Annotated in this window: 12 protein-coding genes; 3 read left to right on the top strand and 9 right to left on the bottom strand. The window is 49.8% G+C overall.

Annotated features, from left to right (window positions below; genetic code table 11):
* Positions 1–43 precede the first annotated feature (43 nt).
* Positions 44–2,227 carry a M3 family metallopeptidase gene (locus AC27IB_RS11015; protein ID WP_487120901.1) on the top strand — a complete coding sequence of 728 codons (2,184 nt, stop codon included), beginning with the start codon at positions 44–46 and terminating at the stop codon, positions 2,225–2,227.
* A 65-nt stretch (positions 2,228–2,292) separates the two neighbouring features.
* On the opposite strand, the gene AC27IB_RS11010 is transcribed toward AC27IB_RS11015, so the two are convergent.
* Both AC27IB_RS11010 and AC27IB_RS11005 read right to left on the bottom strand, forming a co-directional pair.
* On the bottom strand, positions 2,293–3,159 hold the full coding sequence (locus tag AC27IB_RS11010; RefSeq protein WP_487120899.1) for a hypothetical protein: 867 nt from the start codon (positions 3,157–3,159) through the stop codon (positions 2,293–2,295).
* A gap of 116 nt (positions 3,160–3,275) precedes the next feature.
* Positions 3,276–4,073 carry a vWA domain-containing protein gene (locus tag AC27IB_RS11005; RefSeq protein WP_487120897.1) on the bottom strand — a complete coding sequence of 266 codons (798 nt, stop codon included), beginning with the start codon at positions 4,071–4,073 and terminating at the stop codon, positions 3,276–3,278.
* Between the two features lie 268 nt (positions 4,074–4,341).
* On the opposite strand from AC27IB_RS11005, the gene AC27IB_RS11000 reads away from it, so the two are divergent.
* Positions 4,342–6,165, top strand: coding sequence for a cation:proton antiporter (locus tag AC27IB_RS11000; protein WP_487120895.1), 1,824 nt, complete (start codon positions 4,342–4,344; stop codon positions 6,163–6,165).
* Positions 6,166–6,481: 316 nt separating this feature from the next.
* Here AC27IB_RS11000 and AC27IB_RS10995 read toward each other — a convergent pair whose 3' ends face one another.
* Positions 6,482–7,525 carry a Rieske 2Fe-2S domain-containing protein gene (locus AC27IB_RS10995; protein ID WP_487120893.1) on the bottom strand — a complete coding sequence of 348 codons (1,044 nt, stop codon included), beginning with the start codon at positions 7,523–7,525 and terminating at the stop codon, positions 6,482–6,484.
* Between the two features lie 75 nt (positions 7,526–7,600).
* On the bottom strand, positions 7,601–8,563 hold the full coding sequence (locus AC27IB_RS10990) for a PDR/VanB family oxidoreductase (RefSeq protein WP_487120891.1): 963 nt from the start codon (positions 8,561–8,563) through the stop codon (positions 7,601–7,603).
* Positions 8,564–8,837: 274 nt separating this feature from the next.
* Between AC27IB_RS10990 and AC27IB_RS10985 the strand changes: the two genes are divergently transcribed.
* Positions 8,838–10,538 carry a sigma 54-interacting transcriptional regulator gene (locus AC27IB_RS10985; protein ID WP_487120890.1) on the top strand — a complete coding sequence of 567 codons (1,701 nt, stop codon included), beginning with the start codon at positions 8,838–8,840 and terminating at the stop codon, positions 10,536–10,538.
* A gap of 42 nt (positions 10,539–10,580) precedes the next feature.
* Here AC27IB_RS10985 and AC27IB_RS10980 read toward each other — a convergent pair whose 3' ends face one another.
* From AC27IB_RS10980 to AC27IB_RS10960, 5 genes are all read right to left on the bottom strand, one after another.
* The gene (locus tag AC27IB_RS10980; protein ID WP_487120889.1) at positions 10,581–11,666 is read right to left on the bottom strand and encodes a DUF2891 domain-containing protein; all 1,086 of its coding nucleotides are present in this window, start codon (positions 11,664–11,666) and stop codon (positions 10,581–10,583) included.
* 241 nt (positions 11,667–11,907) lie between these two features.
* Positions 11,908–13,230 carry a DUF1329 domain-containing protein gene (locus AC27IB_RS10975; protein ID WP_487120888.1) on the bottom strand — a complete coding sequence of 441 codons (1,323 nt, stop codon included), beginning with the start codon at positions 13,228–13,230 and terminating at the stop codon, positions 11,908–11,910.
* Between the two features lie 13 nt (positions 13,231–13,243).
* Positions 13,244–15,127: a DUF1302 family protein gene (locus tag AC27IB_RS10970; protein ID WP_487120887.1), complete on the bottom strand. Its 1,884-nt coding sequence runs from the start codon at positions 15,125–15,127 to the stop codon at positions 13,244–13,246.
* A gap of 39 nt (positions 15,128–15,166) precedes the next feature.
* Positions 15,167–17,632, bottom strand: a complete 2,466-nt coding sequence (locus tag AC27IB_RS10965) for an efflux RND transporter permease subunit (protein ID WP_487120885.1) — start codon at positions 17,630–17,632, stop codon at positions 15,167–15,169.
* A 4-nt stretch (positions 17,633–17,636) separates the two neighbouring features.
* Positions 17,637–18,620, bottom strand: a complete 984-nt coding sequence (locus AC27IB_RS10960) for a YCF48-related protein (protein WP_487120883.1) — start codon at positions 18,618–18,620, stop codon at positions 17,637–17,639.
* Positions 18,621–18,660: the final 40 nt, after the last annotated feature.

The following is an 18,660-nucleotide window of genomic DNA, read 5'->3' as shown; positions in this document are numbered from 1 at the left end:
GCCACTATTCATAATTCAACAATAAGAAAATGACAGGAAACTTATGCTAACTATAAAAAAGACGCTTACTGCTACTGCAATAGTGCTGGCGCTGGCCGGCTGTTCTGAGCCGCCAACAGCTAATGAAAGTGCTTCATCAAGCGCTGCCGAAACGCCCAGCCAGAGCGCGGAGAATATATTGCTGCAACCGTTTAAAGGCCCTTATGGCGGCGTACCGGCATTTGAAGATATGCAACTTGCCGATCTGATGCCGGCAATGGAGGCCGCTATGGCCGAGCATTTAGCCGAAATTGACGCCATTGCCAATAACCCGGAGTCACCCAGTTTTGCCAACACGATCGTCGCTTATGAAAAAGCCGGCGACACTATTGGCCGGGTTTATACCTACTACGGAATCTGGAGCTCCAATGTATCGAGCCCGGCATTTCGTGAACTGCAGCGGGAGTTATCACCCAAACTGTCAGCCTACCGCTCCCAGATTAATCAAAACACCAAGCTCTTTGAACGGATAAAAGCAGTCTATGAAAGTGACGCGCTCAACTCACTTAGTGACGAAGAGCAGCGTATAACATGGCTGATATACAACAGCTTTGCCCGCAATGGCGCGACCCTTGAAGGCGATGCCAAGGCCCGTTACGCCGAAATCAATAAAGAACTGGCAAGCCTGCACACTCGCTTTTCTAATAACGTTCTTGCAGATGAAGAGAACTATGTTACTTACATTACTGCAGAGCAGCTCGACGGCCTGCCAGAGAGCTTTGTAAAAGCCGCCGCAGCAGCCGCTACAGAACGGGGGCAGGAAGGCAAATACGCCATCACTAACACCCGTTCATCCATGGATCCTTTCCTGACCTATTCGACGCACCGGGATTTACGTGAAACGGTATGGCGCACCTATTACGACCGTGGTGACAATGGCGATGAGTTTGATAACAACGAAATCATTAAACAAATTCTGACCCTGCGCCACGAGCGCGTGCAACTGCTCGGTTACGATAACTACGCACAGTGGCGCCTGGAAGATCGCATGGCGAAAAACCCTGAAAATGCCATGGCGCTTATGATGAAGGTCTGGCCTGCCGCGCTGGCCCGGGTTGAGGAAGAAGTGGCCGACATGCAGGCTATTGCCGATGCTGAAGGCGCACAAATTACTATCAAGCCCTGGGATTATCGTTTTTACGCCGAGAAGGTACGTCTGGCCAAATACGACCTGGATTCCAACGAGGTAAAACAGTACCTGCAACTGGATAAGCTGCGTGAAGCGATGTTTTATGTTGCCGGCCGTTTGTTTAATTTTGATTTTAAACCGGTACCAGCAGGGACTGTGCCGGTCTTCCATCCTGATGTAAAAGTATGGGAAGTGGCCGATAAGGACTCTGGCGAGCTGGTTGGCTTATGGTATCTCGACCCGTTTGCACGTCAGGGCAAGCGCTCGGGTGCCTGGGCTACCACTTATCGCAGTCATACCACCTTTGATGGCGATAAAAACGTGCTGTCGTCCAATAACTCCAATTTCGTGAAAGGGCCTGAGGGCGAGCCGTCGTTGATTTCCTGGGATGACGCGGAAACTTATTTTCACGAGTTTGGTCACGCCCTCCATTTCCTCTCGGCTAGCGTAAAATACCCAACTTCACACTCAGGTGTCAGGGATTACACTGAGTTCCAGTCGCAACTACTGGAACGCTGGTTAACCACTGATGAGGTCATTGATCAGTTCCTGGTCCATTATGAAACCGGTGAGCCGATTCCGGACAGCCTGATCGCTAAGATTAAGAAAGCCTCGACGTTCAATGAAGGGTTCAAAACCACTGAGTACATGGCCTCTGCGATGATGGATTTGCTTTATCACACCACCGATCCGGCCAACATAGAACCCGACGCTTTTGAGCGTGAAAAGTTAGCCGCACTGGGTATGCCCGAAGAGATCGTGATGCGTCACCGTACTCCTCACTTTGGTCATGTGTTCTCAGGCGAGGGCTATTCCGCCGGCTACTATGGTTACATGTGGGCGGAGGTACTAACCGCAGACGCTGCTGAAGCATTTGAACAAGCACCGGGCGGTTTCTATGACGAAGAAGTTTCGGCTAAGCTGGTACAATATCTCTTCTCAGTGCGCAATGCTATGGATCCGGCTGAGGCCTATCGTATGTTCCGTGGCCGGGATGCTAACGTAGAAGCGCTAATGCGCGATCGTGGCTTCCCTGTAACCTCAGAGCAAAACAAATAAACGGTTTGCTAAGCCTGTAAAGGCCAGCCCGTCGGCTGGCCTTTTTTGTTTGTGTTACAGGGCGCTTATTCGGGAAGGGTTATTTTAATCAGCTTTGCGTCACTTAAAGGTGAGCTTTCCTGGGTCAGCCAAACAGTATTATTGCTGCGAACACACAGACCTTCTACCTGGCCATAGCCGGCAAGACTATAGGTTTTAACAAGCGTAAACTCTGCCGATAGTGTCGCCATAAAAGGTTTAAACATTCCCAGCGCATTGCTGGTATAGCCCACAATAACATAGCGGTTGTTTGGTGCATCGAAGTCGGCCCCGGTGACCACCCCCGGCAAACCCGACACTTCTGCTACAGGTGTCAGCAACTGATTTTCTGAGTCTTTATCCAGCCGGTAAACTTTCATTACCCGGGTAAGCCAGCTTTTTGAAAACAGCACAAGATGATCGTCTTTAGCGACCATCGCTTCGGCGTCATAATCGTGGGCGTAGTATTCGTTTTTAGCCACATCATAATTTTCATAAGAAAAGGGTAAAACGCTGATGTCGCTCGGATCTGACTTGCTGATTTTCAACACGCTAAGGTCGCTGCGTTTTCCGGCATTATTACCAAAATCACCAATATAATAGAAGTTGCTGTCTGCGGTTATCGATTCCCAGTCGGTATTTTTACGCGCCAGTAACTGGCTGGTTATTACCTTGCCGGTCGCATCCAGGGTGAACAGTTCAGGATGATTGCCTGAGTCATTGATGGTGTAACTGTGGTTTGCATCACAAAATAAGCCCGAAGTTTCCCGGAGCTGTGGGTCTAAAGCAAACTCCTCAATCACTTCGATACTGCTGTCGTTACCTGCATCCGTGCTGCTGCACGCAGCGGGAAGTAATAACAGTCCTAGCGCAAACGCCTTACCGGCGCCTGCCAAACATGATGGGTTTTTCATAACTAAATTAACGCGGTAAAACGTTCCATTTGTTGCCGCTTTTAAGGTTGGCGATTCGTTCTATCCCGGCTGGTATATCGTTTACCGCCCGGGTCCATCAGCGTACCCTGAACAGGTTAGCTAAACGTTCTGCGTGACAGCAACAACAGGCCTAAAGAAAACAGCGCAATGCCGGCTGGAGCAGGAACAGGTTCACTGTCTGTACATGCAGGGTGATCCGGATTTTCAGCACAAAAATCCAGTGTTTCCTGCAACTTCACTTCCGCAAAGTGGGTGACAAAGTCTTCTATGTTAGACTGATTAGTAGTGTTAAGTGCATTCAAATCGAAGCTGTTACCACCATTGTTTAATGCCAAATCAATCAGATCAGAAAAATCGCCGCCAAGCACCACGTTGAATAACGCCGAATTGTCTTCTAGCACACCATCCAGTGATTGTGCATTGTAATAGTTATCACCGTTACTCGCTTCGTCCGCAAACAGGATCAGGTTTTTTACAGCATCATCGCGATAACTTAATCCGGGCTGTTCTGATGGCAATGCTTCAAGCGCGTAAGCCGTGGCATCATAAGCGGGTTCATCTGCACCAATCGGCGTAATTCCCGACATCGCGCTGGCGAAACCTGCCGCATCAACAAAATCAGACAAAAGGCGGATGCCGTCACCCGCAAAGCCGTAACCAATCAGCGCAAACTGGGCATCCAGTCCGCCGTTTTGCAAAATACCGGCAAAATTACTGATACTGTCGCGGAGGTTATTGTGAATAGTACTCATTGAGCCGCTTTCATCCACCAGCATAACAATATCTGTTTTGATAAGGGCCGCATTCACAGGGGCCGTAACAGTGAATAAACCAAACCCGAGTACGACAATGGTTATCAGGGCTGACCACGTTTTTCTGTTCTGTCTTTTCATTTTTTACTACGGTAATGCGCTGTTATAAAAGAAAAAATGCAATAATCATACCATTTAAAAAAATGGCTCAAGATCATTGGTTTATTATTGCCGAAATGAACGACATAATTAATATTGTAAAAAACTCCGACAGAATTATACCGGTAAACCAGCCTCGGTTTCTATACCGGAAAGTGAACACCTGACACAATTCTGGTGTATAACATTTGGTAGGAATCTAATTGCTGTCGTATTGCGTAACAGCCAAACAATAATAAGGACTCTCTTAGTGTCAGATCCAACCATTGCTCTGGTCGCCGTTGGCCTGCTTTCAATCAGTTGTCAGTATTTAGCTTATAAAATTCGGTTACCGGCCATCCTGCCGCTGCTGGTAGTTGGGATATTAGTCGGGCCGGTTTTTAACGTACTGGATGCCGACGCCCTGTTCGGTGATTTACTTTTTCCGGTGGTTTCATTGTCGGTGGCGATTATTCTGTTTGAAGGGGCTCTTACCCTTAAATACAGCGACATTGCCGGCCACGGGAATATGGTACGCAACCTTTGCAGCATTGGTGTTCTGGTCACCTGGGTAATAGCGGGCACCGTAGCTCATTACGCACTCGATATAAGCTGGCAACTGTCATTTCTGTTTGGTGCCATAGTTACGGTTACTGGTCCGACTGTCATTGTGCCCATGCTCCGTACTGTGCGCCCGCAAACCAACCTGGGTAATATCCTGCGCTGGGAAGGTATAATCATCGATCCCATTGGCGCGTTACTGGCCGTACTGGTTTATGAATATATCATCTCTTCACAAAGTGCGGTGTCTCATACCCTGGTGGCTTTTGGTAAAACACTGGGGTTAGGCCTGGGCCTGGGTATAGCCGTCGGTTACTTTTTAGGTGTCACCCTACGCCATAATCTGGTTCCCCATTATCTTCGCAATACAGCGGTATTAACCATTATTCTGGGTGCCTTTGCAGGCTCGAATTATTTTGCCCACGAGTCGGGATTGCTAACCGTCACTGTCATTGGCGTGATGATGGCCAATATGCGGGATGTGGATGTAGAGGACATTCTAGAATTTAAAGAAACCCTCAGTGTGTTACTGATATCCGGCTTGTTTATATTGCTTGCAACCCGCCTCGATTTAGGTGCGGTGGCCGATGTAGGCTGGGCCGCGGCGCTGGTGTTGGTGTCTATCATATTTATTGCCCGCCCGCTGGCGGTGTTTATCTCCTCCATAGGAACCGGACTGAATTTGCGCGAACTCGCACTGCTCAGCTGGCTCGCCCCCAGGGGAATTGTGGCCGCTGCAGTCTCCGCCTTATTTTCACTAAAGCTGGAACAACTGGGCTATGCTGAGGTAGAAATCATTGTGCCGCTGGTATTTCTGGTCATCATTACAACGGTGGTTCTGCAAGGCCTTACTGCCAAACCTGTTGCAGCATTATTAAAAGTACGGGCACCGGTGCCCAATGGCTTTCTGCTGTTTGGCGCCAGCGAATTCAGCCGCATGCTGGCGTTAGAATTACTTAAGCACAAGATCCCGGTGCGGGTAGCGGATACCAACTGGGATGCCATCAGAGCGGCCAGAATGCAGGATATCCCGGTATATTTTGGTAATCCAACGTCAGAGCATGCGGCTATTCACCTGGATTTAAACACTATAGGGACTGTGCTGCTGTTATCGCCCTATAAACAACTCAACCCCATGATTGGTTACCACTTCGAGTATACGCTTGGGAAAGACAAGGTGTGGGGGTTAACCAATAATGAGCTGGCCACACGCCCCAGCCATCAGGTTTCTAAAGACTACGCCAAGAAACTCTCTTTGTTTGCAGAAGGCATCACATATGGCTATCTGGCCAGTGCCGTTAGCCGCGGCGCCAAAATAAAAACCACATCCCTGACCCCGGAATTTACCTTTAAAGATTATGTAGAGAAATATGGCGACGCCGCTACACCGCTGATGTACATCAACGAAAACAATCGTATGCACGTGCTGTTGAGTTCAGACGAGACGATTCCGCGTGCGGGCAGTAAATTGGTTAGTTTGATAGAAGCCGAAATGCTGGAAACCGAAAAGGTAGTGAAACCTAAAGAAGATTAGCAGAACAGCACCCTGTCTGTAGACAGGGTGCCTCTCCCTGGAAAAAACGAGCAATTAGATGGTGCGTTAGGTGCAACCTTTTGAATTCTTGTTTTGCCTAATTACAGCGTCGCTTGGATATAGCAATCAGCAGGCCAACTTTAGTATAATTTATAAATAGCTGAAATTTAGCAATTTTATAAACAAAAGCCTGCTGCATCAGCAAAAGTATGCGCTTACAAAGCACCACAATAAAGCATAAAATTCTGTATCGCACCAATTTGGTTAACCCATTGCCGGCGCAGCGCTCTGGTGCACCGGCACACCGATAGCCTGCTTACGCTGACTCCTGTTCAATCATCGATTTTAAAATACGACGCACTCTGACAGGCCCGGCATCGCTGCTAATCAGTACCGGATCAAGGGCCAGGAAGTCGTTGGTTTCCATCTGGTCCTGAACGGCATCCAGGATCGGGCCATCTTCGTCCTCAAAGGCGCCGTGCATGCCTTCAATTTTGATCTTATTAAACTCTGCATCCTCAACATTGTGATTACGACGGGTCGCAAAGAAGTAATGTGTGCTGTACTCCGATTCCGGTGTACAAGTATGCAAATCATACTGCGAAATCGTACTGTCATAGTCCATTGGCACGCCGTCCTGGGTAGCGCCTACGGTCAGCTGAATATGCGTGGGATGTGACCAGGTTACCTCTACAAAGTGTGCGGCAGGCTCGCCGGGCTTGGGCAGAAAATCATTAAAAATCATCATCGGTGGGGTTTGTTCCCACTCCCAGCGCACGGCGACTTCATTATTTTCGTCTTTAACCTTGGGGATCTGCGGTGACAACTGGCCACGGGTAGTAATGATTTCGCCGTGCAGGTGATCAATATGACTAAGATCCATCACGTTATCGGTGATCAGCTCATAGTTACAGGGACGCTTCATATACGTGTGCGCCAGCGCATTGGGGTGGCCGTTATCCAACAAAGAATAGTCAGGCAGCAACGCCGGGTCTGCCGGCTTATCGCCCATCCAGATCCAGATAAACCCGTATTTTTCCATTAAAGGATAGCTTTTCACTTCAGCCTTAGCCGGAATATGCCCGCCACCATGGGGGTTATGCGTACATTTACCCTCGCCGTTAAAAGCCAGGCCATGATAAGGGCACACCACACAGTCATCTTTTTTCTTGCCCATGCTCAACGGTGCAAACCGGTGTGGACATCTGTCATGTAAAGCAACCGGAGAGCCGTCGTTGCGGCGATACATAACTACCGGGGTATCCAGCAGGCGCCGCTTAAACAGCGTATCGGTGACATCGGCAGACAACGCTGCCGCATACCAGGTATTTATCAGAAATTTTTGGCTAGTGTCTTTCATTAGTAGTTCCTTAACACGTTTTTTTAGCTTTTATTTAAAGGGGGTGAAACGCCCTGACTTTGCTCGGTGCTGTCGTTACAGATCGAGAACCAGTAAGGCTGATTTGGCGCGCGAACAACACGGTGTAAACATCGTATTGCTGGCGCGCTCGGCTTCGGTTAAAAACAAGTCGCGATGCTCTGGCTCGCCGTCGATGATTTTCGTTACACAGGTCCCGCATACCCCTTGCTCACAGGAAACCGGCACTTCAACGCCGTTGTCCTGTAATACCTGTAATACCGTCTGATCATCTTTCACAGTGAGTAACCGACCACAGCTGGCTAGCTTGATTTGGAAGGAGTCGGCATCGTCAGGGGTCATCTCAACCCCGGAGAAGTATTCAAAGTGAATGTGGCTGTCCTGCCAGCCGGCCGCTTTCGCCGCCGCAATAACGAAATCCATAAAACCTTTCGGTCCACACACGAACAGGTGTGTATCCTGATCAGCTTCTGCAAACACGGTGCTGGCATCAAATGCCGGCTGGTCAGACTCTTCGTCTATGTGTAAATGCACATTGTTCGCAAATTTACAGGTTGAAAGCTGTGCCTGAAACGCCATGCGTTCCCGGCTGCGGCAACAATAGTGGAAAGTGAAGTCCGCTTTGTCCTCTGCCAGTTTGCCGGCCATACACATAATTGGCGTCACACCTATCCCACCCGCCAGCAGCAGGTATTTTTTGGCAGGCACTAACTCAAAGTGATTACGTGGTGCGCTGATTTGCAAAGTACTGCCAACCGTCAGATTCTGATGAACATACTCGGAGCCTCCGCGACTTTCAGGCTCCCGCAATACTGCTATTTTGTAACGGGCCGGACGGGCACTGTGCTCAAACAGCGAATACTGACGAATAAGACCGTTAGCTAATATCAAATCAATGTGTGCCCCCGGGGTAAACGTCGGGAGCAACTGGCCATTGGTGGCTGCCAGCTCGACACTGACAATCCCTTCGGCTTCTGAAGACTTGTTAACAACTTCAACATCTATCAGTTCTGAATTCATTCTTCCCTCTCTCGGCCGTGTCTCTTTTCAATCAATAAGAGAAAGCTAACCAATTAATTAAAAACAACTTTTGCAATCTTTCCTCAGAGATAGCAAAGGCCGAGCCAGGTTATTAAAAAATGTCTTATGTTGTTGATATGTGTATTATTTGTTAACTTTTTATTTGCAACTGAAAACTTTCATGGTAGGTTTCATTACATGATTTCAATCATACTGAAATAGGGTTAATGGTTTCAGTCACTGATTTCATTCACCTATTTGAGACGTCAAAAGCATGGAAAAAAAGCAGGAAGTTGAAGCTAAAGTCACGCAGTTGCTTTCCGAGCAACTTATGTTTGCCCCCGACACCGGCCACATCCGGTTATTCGATCAACGTATGCTGCTCATCCCTGGTAAGACTCTCGGGCAATTGCGTAAGGAGATGATCGAAACCTTCAGTTTTGAAAAGGCAAAAGAACTGCTAACCCGGCTGGGATATCAACGCGGCGTGAATTACTATCATCATCTGCGAAGCATCTCCGGTGAAGACACTGATATTCTTATTCGTTCAGCCATGCGGCTGGCAGAACTAGAAGGGTATGTGTATCACGACCCCATTGAAAGCATGCAAATCGATGTGGAAAAAGGCATTTTTCAGGGCGACTATCAGTGGCACTCATCCTGGGAAGCGGAAAACTACCTGTCGCATTTTGGTCTGAGCAGCCGCCCGACCTGCTGGACCATGGTTGGCTACGCTAACGGCTTTTCTACTGCCATGTTTGGTCGCCCGGTGGTATGGCGGGAGGTTGAGTGCAAAGCCATGGGTCATAAGACCTGTCGGGTAATAGGTAAACCCCTCGATGACTGGGAAGATTCAGAGGAACTGGGTAGCTTTCTCAAAGTTGAACCGTTTGTCGACCTGCCCAAACTGCGCCAGCATCAGGTTCCCGCTGATATCAGTAGCGCCGAAGAGTCATCCTCGCCTTTAAATGAACTGGTGGGGGCATCCGCAGGTTTTAACAAAGTCATTTATCGACTTAAGCGCGTAGCGCCAACGGATACCAGTGTGTTGTTATTAGGTGAAAGTGGGGTGGGAAAAGAACGTTTTTCTAAAGCCCTGCACGCCATCAGCAAACGAAGTAAAGGGCCTTGCGTGTCGGTTAACTGCGCAGCCATTCCCAGCGAGCTGGTTGAGTCTGAGCTCTTCGGGGTCGAAAAAGGCGCATTTACCGGCGCGAATACCACCCGGCCAGGACGCTTTGAACGAGCCAGCGGCGGCACTTTATTTCTCGATGAAATAGGCAGTCTACCCCTCGCGGCTCAGGGTAAGCTTCTGCGCGCTATACAGGAAGGCGAAGTTGAACGCGTAGGGGGAACAGAGGTAATTAAGGTGGATGTAAGAATCGTTGCAGCCACCAACAATGACCTGCGCAAAGCCGTCGAAGACGGCGAATTCAGAGCCGATTTATTCTATCGTTTAAATGTCTATCCTATTGAAATACCTCCACTTAAAGAAAGGCGCGAAGACATTCCCCTGTTGTTTAATGTATTCGTCGAGCGGTATGGACAAAAAGCCAGTAAAGCACTTGCCGGAATTACACGCAGGGCCTTAGATGCTATGTGGCATTATGACTGGCCTGGCAACGTGCGGGAACTGGAAAACCTGGTGGAACGGGCCGTCATACTGGTAGACGACAACATGCCGATAGATATCCCCCATTTATTTAACGGCGGAGAAAATATTGAAACCGCTTCTCTGGGGTTAAGTTCTTCAGGCCGGCTACAACAAACCGACAAGAAAATCTTAACCACGGATGCGCACGAAGAAGCCCTGATTGATAGCCTGCTTGAACAAGGCGTTTGTGTAGAAGAGATTGAACAAAAGATGATAGAGCAGGCCATGCGCCGCACCGATGGCAATGTCTCGGCCGCTGCGCGCCTGTTGAATATGGGCAGAGGTAAACTTCAGTATAAGCTCACCAAGCAGCCAGAATAACGGCAATGTGGCAGAGGGCACACTGCCCTCTGATAATTGCTGTCAGAGCCCCTCACGACTAAGCAGTGCATACATGGCAAAACTGCCTAACCAGTGTGTCCCTTCATAATGGTTATCCACAATAGTCGGTAATGCCGCATTAACGTGCGCATCGCCTATAGCTCGCAGGTGACCGTATTCAGCAGGAAAGGCTTTGGCTACCCCGTACAACGACCAGGCCCGGCTGAAATTTAGCCCGTCCAGGTGAACCAATTTACCGTCCGTGCGATCGCTCACCCGGGCAGGCACCAGTGTAAATGTCTGATGAATCAGTTGCGGCATAAAGTCACCGGCCCAACGTTTGAATTGTTCCTTAGGTAACACCTTGCGCATCAGATTTAACTCTTCAAAACAAGGCGACAGGAAATCGAATCCGTTAGGCTCCCAGGCAAGTGGACACTGCTTATCATTAAGGTACCAGTGCAAGGCACGCGCTGTAATGAGCTCGGCCAGTGCCTTATTAGCCGTTACCACGGCAAAGTCATACGCCATTGAGAGTCCGAATGCGGTATTCGGGTGTTCACCTGTTCGAATGGGATAGATAAGTTTCGGCAAAAAGGTTTCGTACTTACTTACCATCAACTCGGTTAATGGCTGTAAGTTTTGCTCCAGCTTACTGGCCAGCGGGTCATCCCAGCTATGCAGTTCTGCAGCCAGGGTTAGTAACCACGCCCAACCGTAAGTACGTTCGTAGTTTTTATTGCCCGGCGTCGCAAAAAATGCCACTTCTGCTGCAATATTTTCTGCCGTCAGGTTAGTTTTCAGGATGGTCTTAATGGCTTCTCTGTCGGCCAGATCCGGAAAATTACGTAGCAGATTGACCATCATCCAATGACCATGCACGCTCGAGTGCCAGTCAAAGCAGCCATAAAAGGCCGGGTGCAGTGCCTTGGGTGACTTTAGATATGTTTCACTATCGAGCACCTGATTGAGTTTGTTCGGATACTCCACCTGGGTACATTTAAGCGGCAGAGCAGCCAGGCGATTCGCCTCTTCAAGGGTAAGTGCCGGGGTGCTGGCCTGACTCAATAAGGGCCAGATGCTTAGCGAAATAGCGATCAGTATTGTTGCCAGCCTGAAAATTACCATGATCTGATTTTCCTTTTTATTTGCGATGGTTATCAGGCATGGTCCGCAATTCATGTCGGTAAGTAAAGGCTTTTGCCAGCAACGATGGCACCAGCTATTCGTGGCAATAAAGCTTTGTTTAAGGAGGGAGATGTTTCAGAATGATGGGGCGGACCGTCGCCTGCCCCATATTCCTTTATTCAGTTAGCCATTATCCGAGGAGGAACCTGGCATGGTTCGGATGCCAGGATGGCTGACTGAATTAACTGCCTGAGGCGCGCATATACTGCGTGTTAAACTTGGTCACTGGTGACAGGCTCGGGTCAATCACCCCTTTAAACTGTGCGGTGGTGCAGTGATTAGCCTGCACATCCACCATACTCACGGCATCGTCTATAGACACACCGGAGCCCTTATTCATGGCCAGATGGTGATCAGGGTGGGCCTGACCAATGGTAAACGACTTCCACATAGACCCTTTACGGTCGTAAGAGATGGTACGCGGAATAGTAAATGTTTGTGCATCAATGAAATGAACACGCTTAGACAGCGGGTGTGAATCGTTCACAGGCACGGATTCCAGCTCATAGACCTTACGCAGCTGCCAGGTAATATTCGGGAAACAGCCGCCCTGACCACTAAAGGCAACCATTTCAAAGCCATCATCATCCTGGTGAGTCTCAGAGTCCAGTTCCAGGTCATTGTGATTGTAGAAAGGCATCAGGATGTTACGGGTGCCTTTGTAGGTCCACGTCATGTCAGAAACGCGACCGTTATACCCCTCAAAATCCTCAATCATCAGATCTGAACCCAGAAACGCATCGGTTACCTGCCCGGTAGCCAGACGTCTTACCCGACGCTGGAAGCCCAGATATAACCAGGAGTTATCACGCTTAAGGTCGTCGCTTGAGCGGTGAATAAGCAACTGCGTGTTACGCACGTCCGACGGATCCAGCACCATGGCATAGGTCGCGCGGAATAAGTCCGACGGGTTAGGCGTAATCTCGGGCTTAGGCTCGTGGTTAACCCGACCTTTAAAGTTAAGGAAGTGGAAATTAAACTTAATGGTACGCTCTATTTTGCCCGAACCCATGTCCCGGTACTTCCAGTAAAACGGATAGATGGAGGCGCTGTCGCCCCAGTTGTAACCGTATTTATAGTTCCAGGCCAGTTTCTCACCGGCGCGTGGGTCATTCATGTCCGGCTCTTCAGGGAACGGGCGGCCTGCCACCCAACCACTGATCTCACCCACTTTGTCACCCAGCTGTACCTTACCCAGCCCGTCTTCCGTGGCTTTGACATAGTTTTCATGCAAACCGAAAGACGTGGTTTCGCCTACGGTGATAGATGTCATACCGCTGGAGATAAAGTCGTAATAGGCCGGATCGACGATGTCTTTGAACTGCTCTACGTTTGACTGGTCGATGACCATGCCCGGGGTCAGTCCGGCAAATTCAGGGGTATCTGCTTTGTAGGGATAAAACGATTTTTCCACTACTTCAGAGGCAGCCAGTGCACCGCCCGCCAGAGAGGAAAGCGCGCCCCCGATAATCAATGCTGATAGTTTTTTTATCTTTAGAGTCATAATTGGATTCCTATTAGAAGCTATAACGAAGCGTTAACTGAAGCTCATCTTCTTTTTGTGCCATGCCGATGGGGCCGGATTTAAAGCGTCCCAATGGTTCATAGCCACCAAGGCCGAGAGAATATCCATCCGGATGTTCCGGGAACGCCTGGGTAAAGGGTGAGAATGGATTACAGGTGCGACAATCATCGTAAGCACGGGCGCCGGTACCGACCTTAAAGTTGGCCCCGCCAGTAATTTTGAAGTTGTCATTCACGATGTATTCAACCGCAAAAGAGATAACCGATGCTTCGGCGCGGAAGTCGTGGGCCGCTACAATTTGCGGGCTTAAGCGGTCATTCATCCACCAGCCTTTAATCAACAGGGTAGCTGTCCAGTTTTCGTCCCAGTCAGGCATGCCCACCGGGCCCAGAGCTCGCTGCTCTTCTTCATGGTCGAGCAGGTGCTGACCAAAAATCTGACCTGAGAACAGGAAAGCACGGCGATCATTTAAGAACGGGATGAAGATGTTTTTATCCGCACCAATAACGTAGCGAATAACTGCTGATTCGGAGTACAGCTCTTCACGCATGGTGTTCGCAAATTCCTCCCCCGAGGTGTGAGCCGCCTCAACCCGGAACACCGTATCGATGCCCTGTGAGTAGTAATCAACAGAGCCACCCAGCAAGGTAACTCGTGGGAAATGCACATCAAAGGCAATCAGCGATGGCCAGACGCCCACTTCCCCGGTAAAGGAGTTTTGTGCCGGGATGCCACCACGCAGTGAAGGCAATTGTGAACGATAATGCAGCGCATTCAGAGAGAAGCCCAGGTCGCCCAGAATACCTTCAAATTTAAGCCCCACCTGCGAGTTAGACAGGCTCCAGCTTGGCATATGCGCTTGCCGCAAACCCACCTGGCCAGGGCCAAAGTCAGTCGCCGCTGCACCACCGGCAAAATTTGATACCGTGCCGCCTTGATCCCACAGCGTCTTCATGCCACGGAACAAGCACCCGGCATCGAGAATAACGTTAGGGTTACCACACTGACCTAAATCATGTGGGCGGAACCGGTCGAAGTTCCAGATTAATTGTAAATTGATATCGTCGAAGGTTTCCGTGGCCCCCATGCGATAATCCATTTTCAGGATCCACATCGGGATGCGAATATCTTCCAGCTCGTCGTAGATATTGTTGCGCGAATAATCCACCGGGTTTATTACGTCCAGTACCCGGAATAAATCGGTACGCCCCCAGATAACCTGCTGTTTACCCAGACGGGTACTCAGCACACTGCCGCTGTCGGTATAAATATCAAAATCCAGATATAACTCACGGATGAAGTCAAGGCGGTCATTAAGCTCCGGTGAGCGTAATTCATCACCATCCTTGTCCAGATAACCATTAATACAGCCGCGAGAGTCCACATCACACGGGCGAACCGGTACACCAAAGGTTACGCCGCCGTTAGCCTCATGCAGAGGCTGACCCAGTACAATCATGCCTTCGTTAGGGTGGTTGGCCACATCAAAGGTGTATGGCAACGGAATCCCCTCACCAAAGGGGACAGTAGTACCCGGTCCGGTCGCGATGTTTTCCAGCGCTATGGGGCCGCCGGCGTTGTCGCCGTATTCATCGTCATTAAGATCAAATACGCCATCGTAGGTGAGTCTGAAGGTACCGTTAACCGATACATTACTGAACATACCTTTGTTGCCATAATTTTTTTCAGCTTCGATTTGCAGGGTATTTCTAAACTTTGACAGTCCGACATCATCGCGAACATAAGTCGCGTTCTCGATAAAGCCGTTGACTCTTGCGTCTTCTGCCAGCGCTGTACCTGTGCTGCATAACAGCAACGTCGGCAGCGCATAACGACGCAATATGGAGCAATACTTATTGGGTTTTATTGTGTGCATCCTAATGTCCTCTGGAGCAATGTGTAGGGAAAGTGCCGCTTACGCGCGGCTTACGTTTCCGGCTAGACTTCCGCCTTCGTCGCCAACGTCTTTATGCGTGGTGGGTTCTTTGGCAGATTCGCCATCGGCATACAGCACACCATCTTCGTCGCTGTATACATTGACGATAAATTTGGGTTTGAACACCAACACCCATGCTGGTACCAGCAACATGGCGGCAAACCCGTTAATTACGATCATGACGCACAGCAACAGGGCGGCGTCGGATTGGAAGCGCAGGTCGGAGAGAATGACCCACATGACGATACCGGCCATCAGCGTGACCGCGGTAAAACTGATAGCCATACCCGTAGTGGCTATAGACTGGCGAACAGAGGTTGCTAAATCCTGGGTCCGGGCCATAAATTCACGAATTCTGTCCATCATGTAAATGGAGTAATCGATACCCACGCCAATCCCAACTGCTACTACCGGCACGGTATTAATGTCGATACTCAGGCCATACAGTCCCATGTAGGCATAGGTCAGTGTGGTGGCAAACATCATGGTCATCAACATCATGACGCCGGCATGCCAGGAGGTGTAAAACACCATCACAAAGATAAAGATAAGCAGGAAAACGCTGGGTAGAACAATTAGGTTGGTTTCAAATGCAGACTCGTTCATTGCCGCCGCTACACCAAGTGTACCGCCAGCTAAACGAATAGTGAGCCCTTGCACATCATCGCCGTGATCAGCAATCCAGGCCTTGGCCATATGAATGGCCCGGCGAATAGTTTCGCCCTGGCGGTCCTTGTAGTAGAACACCAGATTGGCAATACGATCGTCGGTATCGTTGAACTCATTTAGCGCACCGGGGATCGGGCTTGACGCCATATACGTAAACATCAGACCGCCCACATAAGACTTATCATGGGGAATTTGATACCAACGGGGATCGTTATTGTGCATCAGGCGGTTAACCTGCATTACCAGGTCGGTCAGCCCCTTACTACCGCCTACTTCCGGGTCGCTCAGCATATGCTGCTGCAAATCTATCAGCGACTTCAGAACTTTCGGACACTTAAGACCCCCCGGCTCATCAGTCTCTGCCACGATGTACAGCTCTTCAGATCCTGGGAACTGCTCGTTAACCACCCGTGACGACACATTGTAATCATGATGGGGATAGAGAATGGGTGAGCCCGGCTCCGAATCGCCTATTTGCACCTGCGAAGCACTGACCAGGCCGATAGCCATCAGTGCTGCGGCAGTGAGCAACAAACTCCGCGCGGCACCGGGTCGGCCGACCAAGCGGGAACAACTCGCGCCAATATGACGCAGGAACGTTTCTTTGATCTGCGGATTTTTCGGTGTGGGCAGGATCGTCAGCAGCACCGGGACCCCCACCAACACGGTAAAGACCACCGTAATCGCCCACAGCGATGCATAAAACCCAAGCTGGGTATTCAGTGGGATCGAGCCCACCGCAATCAACAACAGACCAACCGCGTCAGAAACCACCCCGAGGGTTCCCGGGCGGAACAGGCTGTTAAAGGTTTCTTTAGCGGCTACCACCCCATCACCACACTGAGCGACTTCAGCATAGTAACGCTCAACTAACTGCACACCATGACTCATGGCCCGGGCGGCAATGAGAAAAGGGATCACCAGGCCCAGCGGGTCGAGGTTATAGCCAAGCAAGCTAATAATTCCAAGGCCCCAAATGGTCGAGACCATCACGCCGCCAAGTGGTACCAGTACTCCGTAGGCTCGGCGAAAATGGAAAATCAACAACGCCAGCATGATTAAAATGGTGAACAGAAAAATTTGTACAATCTGGTCAAGATAGGTGTACGCCCAGCCCACCAGTACCGGTTGCCCGGTGGCATAAATGTTGATGCCTGCAACGTTTTCCTGTTCACGGATTTTTTGCAGCTTCTCGAACGTCCCGGCGTAGTCGAGCTGACCTTCAATTAACTGGGCTTTCACCAACGCCATTTTAAAATCCGGTGAAACCAGTGGTCCGTAAACCCTGGGGTTTGCCGCAATATTGGCCTGCATTTCATCCAGTTGCGCCTGAGTATAGTCGCCGGATGTGGCATCAAAATAGGGCTGCGAGTTAATGCTCCCGACTTCTGTAAGCCATATATGACGTGAGTTCCGGTGGGTTACGCTGGACACCAGGTTGTGGTTAACTCCGGGCAGGCTATCAATCGCCTGGGTCATCCGATCAATTTTTTTCAGATTCTCGTTGGTAAAGATATCGCCGTCGGTAAACTCAATGCCCACCACCAGCACATTGGCTCCGCCAAAACTGTCTTTGATACTATTATGCAGCTGGATGTACGGGTGTTGCTGGGGCAACAGGTTAGAAAAGTCGGTAAAGATCCTGAGCGCCGGAATACGACTCATAAAAAATAAAGTCAGAGCCAGTATGACCAGCAAGACGGTTTTAGGATGACGAAACAGGCTTAATTCCAACCCATGTAACGCGTGCGTAAACTTATGCTTTGGCTTATTCATGGTATTACTCCTGAGAACCCGTCATTGATGAAGTCAGCGCCAGATAAACGCCTCGCCCGCCCACTACGTGCGTAACGCCGTCGGCAGAGGTTGCAGCAGCCCGCAAATAAACCGGCGCAGAAGGGGAAACAATAGTGGTCCAGTTGCCGGCAGCATTGCGGCGTAGGACCGTGGTGTTTTCTCCGAGTCCCAGCAACTGGTCATTGGCGGTAACTAACTGATAAACCGGCACGGCGGTATCCACCGCTTCTTTTGTCCAGGTTTCGCCGCCATCTTCGGTGGCATAAATGTAGCCGTTAAGGCCGCTGATCCAGCCGTTTTGCAGCGACGAGAAATACATACCGTGAGGATAGAATTCATCAGGCAGGTAGCCGGTGACGTCCCAGTTCTGACCGCCATCGGTAGACGATAAAATAATCCCGTACTCGGCACTGGCCACGGCATCGGTGTCATTCACAAAGGCGATATTGGTAATGATGGCATCTTCCTGAAGTGAGAAAGTCTGCCAGTTAGCCCCGCTATCGGTGCTGTGCATGATGGTGGAAAAGCTGCCCGCCACCCACCAGCTGCCATCGGGTGCACAGGTCACATCCATTAATTGTTCGTTGGTAGGAATAGCCAGGGACTGCCACTGACTGCCCCCCGGTTGTTTCAACCAGATGTTATTGTCGAATGACAGCGCTATGGTTTCGCCTGATGGGCAGGCAGACACTTTCAACAGCGAGGCCGCATCTGGCAATGTCTGACGCTGCCAGATCTCGCCATCTTCAGAAGCGATCACCAGACCATTATTCCCCACGGCGATAAGTTCATCACCGTTAGCTACCATGGACTGATAAAAATCGATACGTTGAATGGATTGCGCTCGTTGCGCTTCAACGGCTGCCAGATTTAAGGGGGCTTCGCAGCCGGTTAACAGCAGAGTGGTTAAGAAACAACAAGCAATGACTTTGGTGTAACACCGAACCTTATATTCACCTAATTTCATTATTTTAATAATATTTTGTTAACATTAAGCCAACAAAAGC

The sequence above is a fragment of the Alteromonas sp. 4NH20-0104 genome, from assembly GCF_057547795.1.
The sequence above is the reverse complement of the archived record's forward strand: the minus strand, read 5'-3'. Positions and strand labels throughout refer to the sequence as shown.

Coding starts and splice junctions, on each gene's coding strand:
- AC27IB_RS11015 (WP_487120901.1), top strand. CDS start 44: ATGCTAACTATAAAAAAGACGCTTACTGCTACTGCAATAGTGCTGGCG.
- AC27IB_RS11010 (WP_487120899.1), bottom strand. CDS start 3,159: ATGAAAAACCCATCATGTTTGGCAGGCGCCGGTAAGGCGTTTGCGCTA.
- AC27IB_RS11005 (WP_487120897.1), bottom strand. CDS start 4,073: ATGAAAAGACAGAACAGAAAAACGTGGTCAGCCCTGATAACCATTGTC.
- AC27IB_RS10995 (WP_487120893.1), bottom strand. CDS start 7,525: ATGAAAGACACTAGCCAAAAATTTCTGATAAATACCTGGTATGCGGCA.
- AC27IB_RS10990 (WP_487120891.1), bottom strand. CDS start 8,563: ATGAATTCAGAACTGATAGATGTTGAAGTTGTTAACAAGTCTTCAGAA.
- AC27IB_RS10985 (WP_487120890.1), top strand. CDS start 8,838: ATGGAAAAAAAGCAGGAAGTTGAAGCTAAAGTCACGCAGTTGCTTTCC.
- AC27IB_RS10980 (WP_487120889.1), bottom strand. CDS start 11,666: ATGGTAATTTTCAGGCTGGCAACAATACTGATCGCTATTTCGCTAAGC.
- AC27IB_RS10975 (WP_487120888.1), bottom strand. CDS start 13,230: ATGACTCTAAAGATAAAAAAACTATCAGCATTGATTATCGGGGGCGCG.
- AC27IB_RS10970 (WP_487120887.1), bottom strand. CDS start 15,127: ATGCACACAATAAAACCCAATAAGTATTGCTCCATATTGCGTCGTTAT.
- AC27IB_RS10965 (WP_487120885.1), bottom strand. CDS start 17,632: ATGAATAAGCCAAAGCATAAGTTTACGCACGCGTTACATGGGTTGGAA.
- AC27IB_RS10960 (WP_487120883.1), bottom strand. CDS start 18,620: ATGAAATTAGGTGAATATAAGGTTCGGTGTTACACCAAAGTCATTGCT.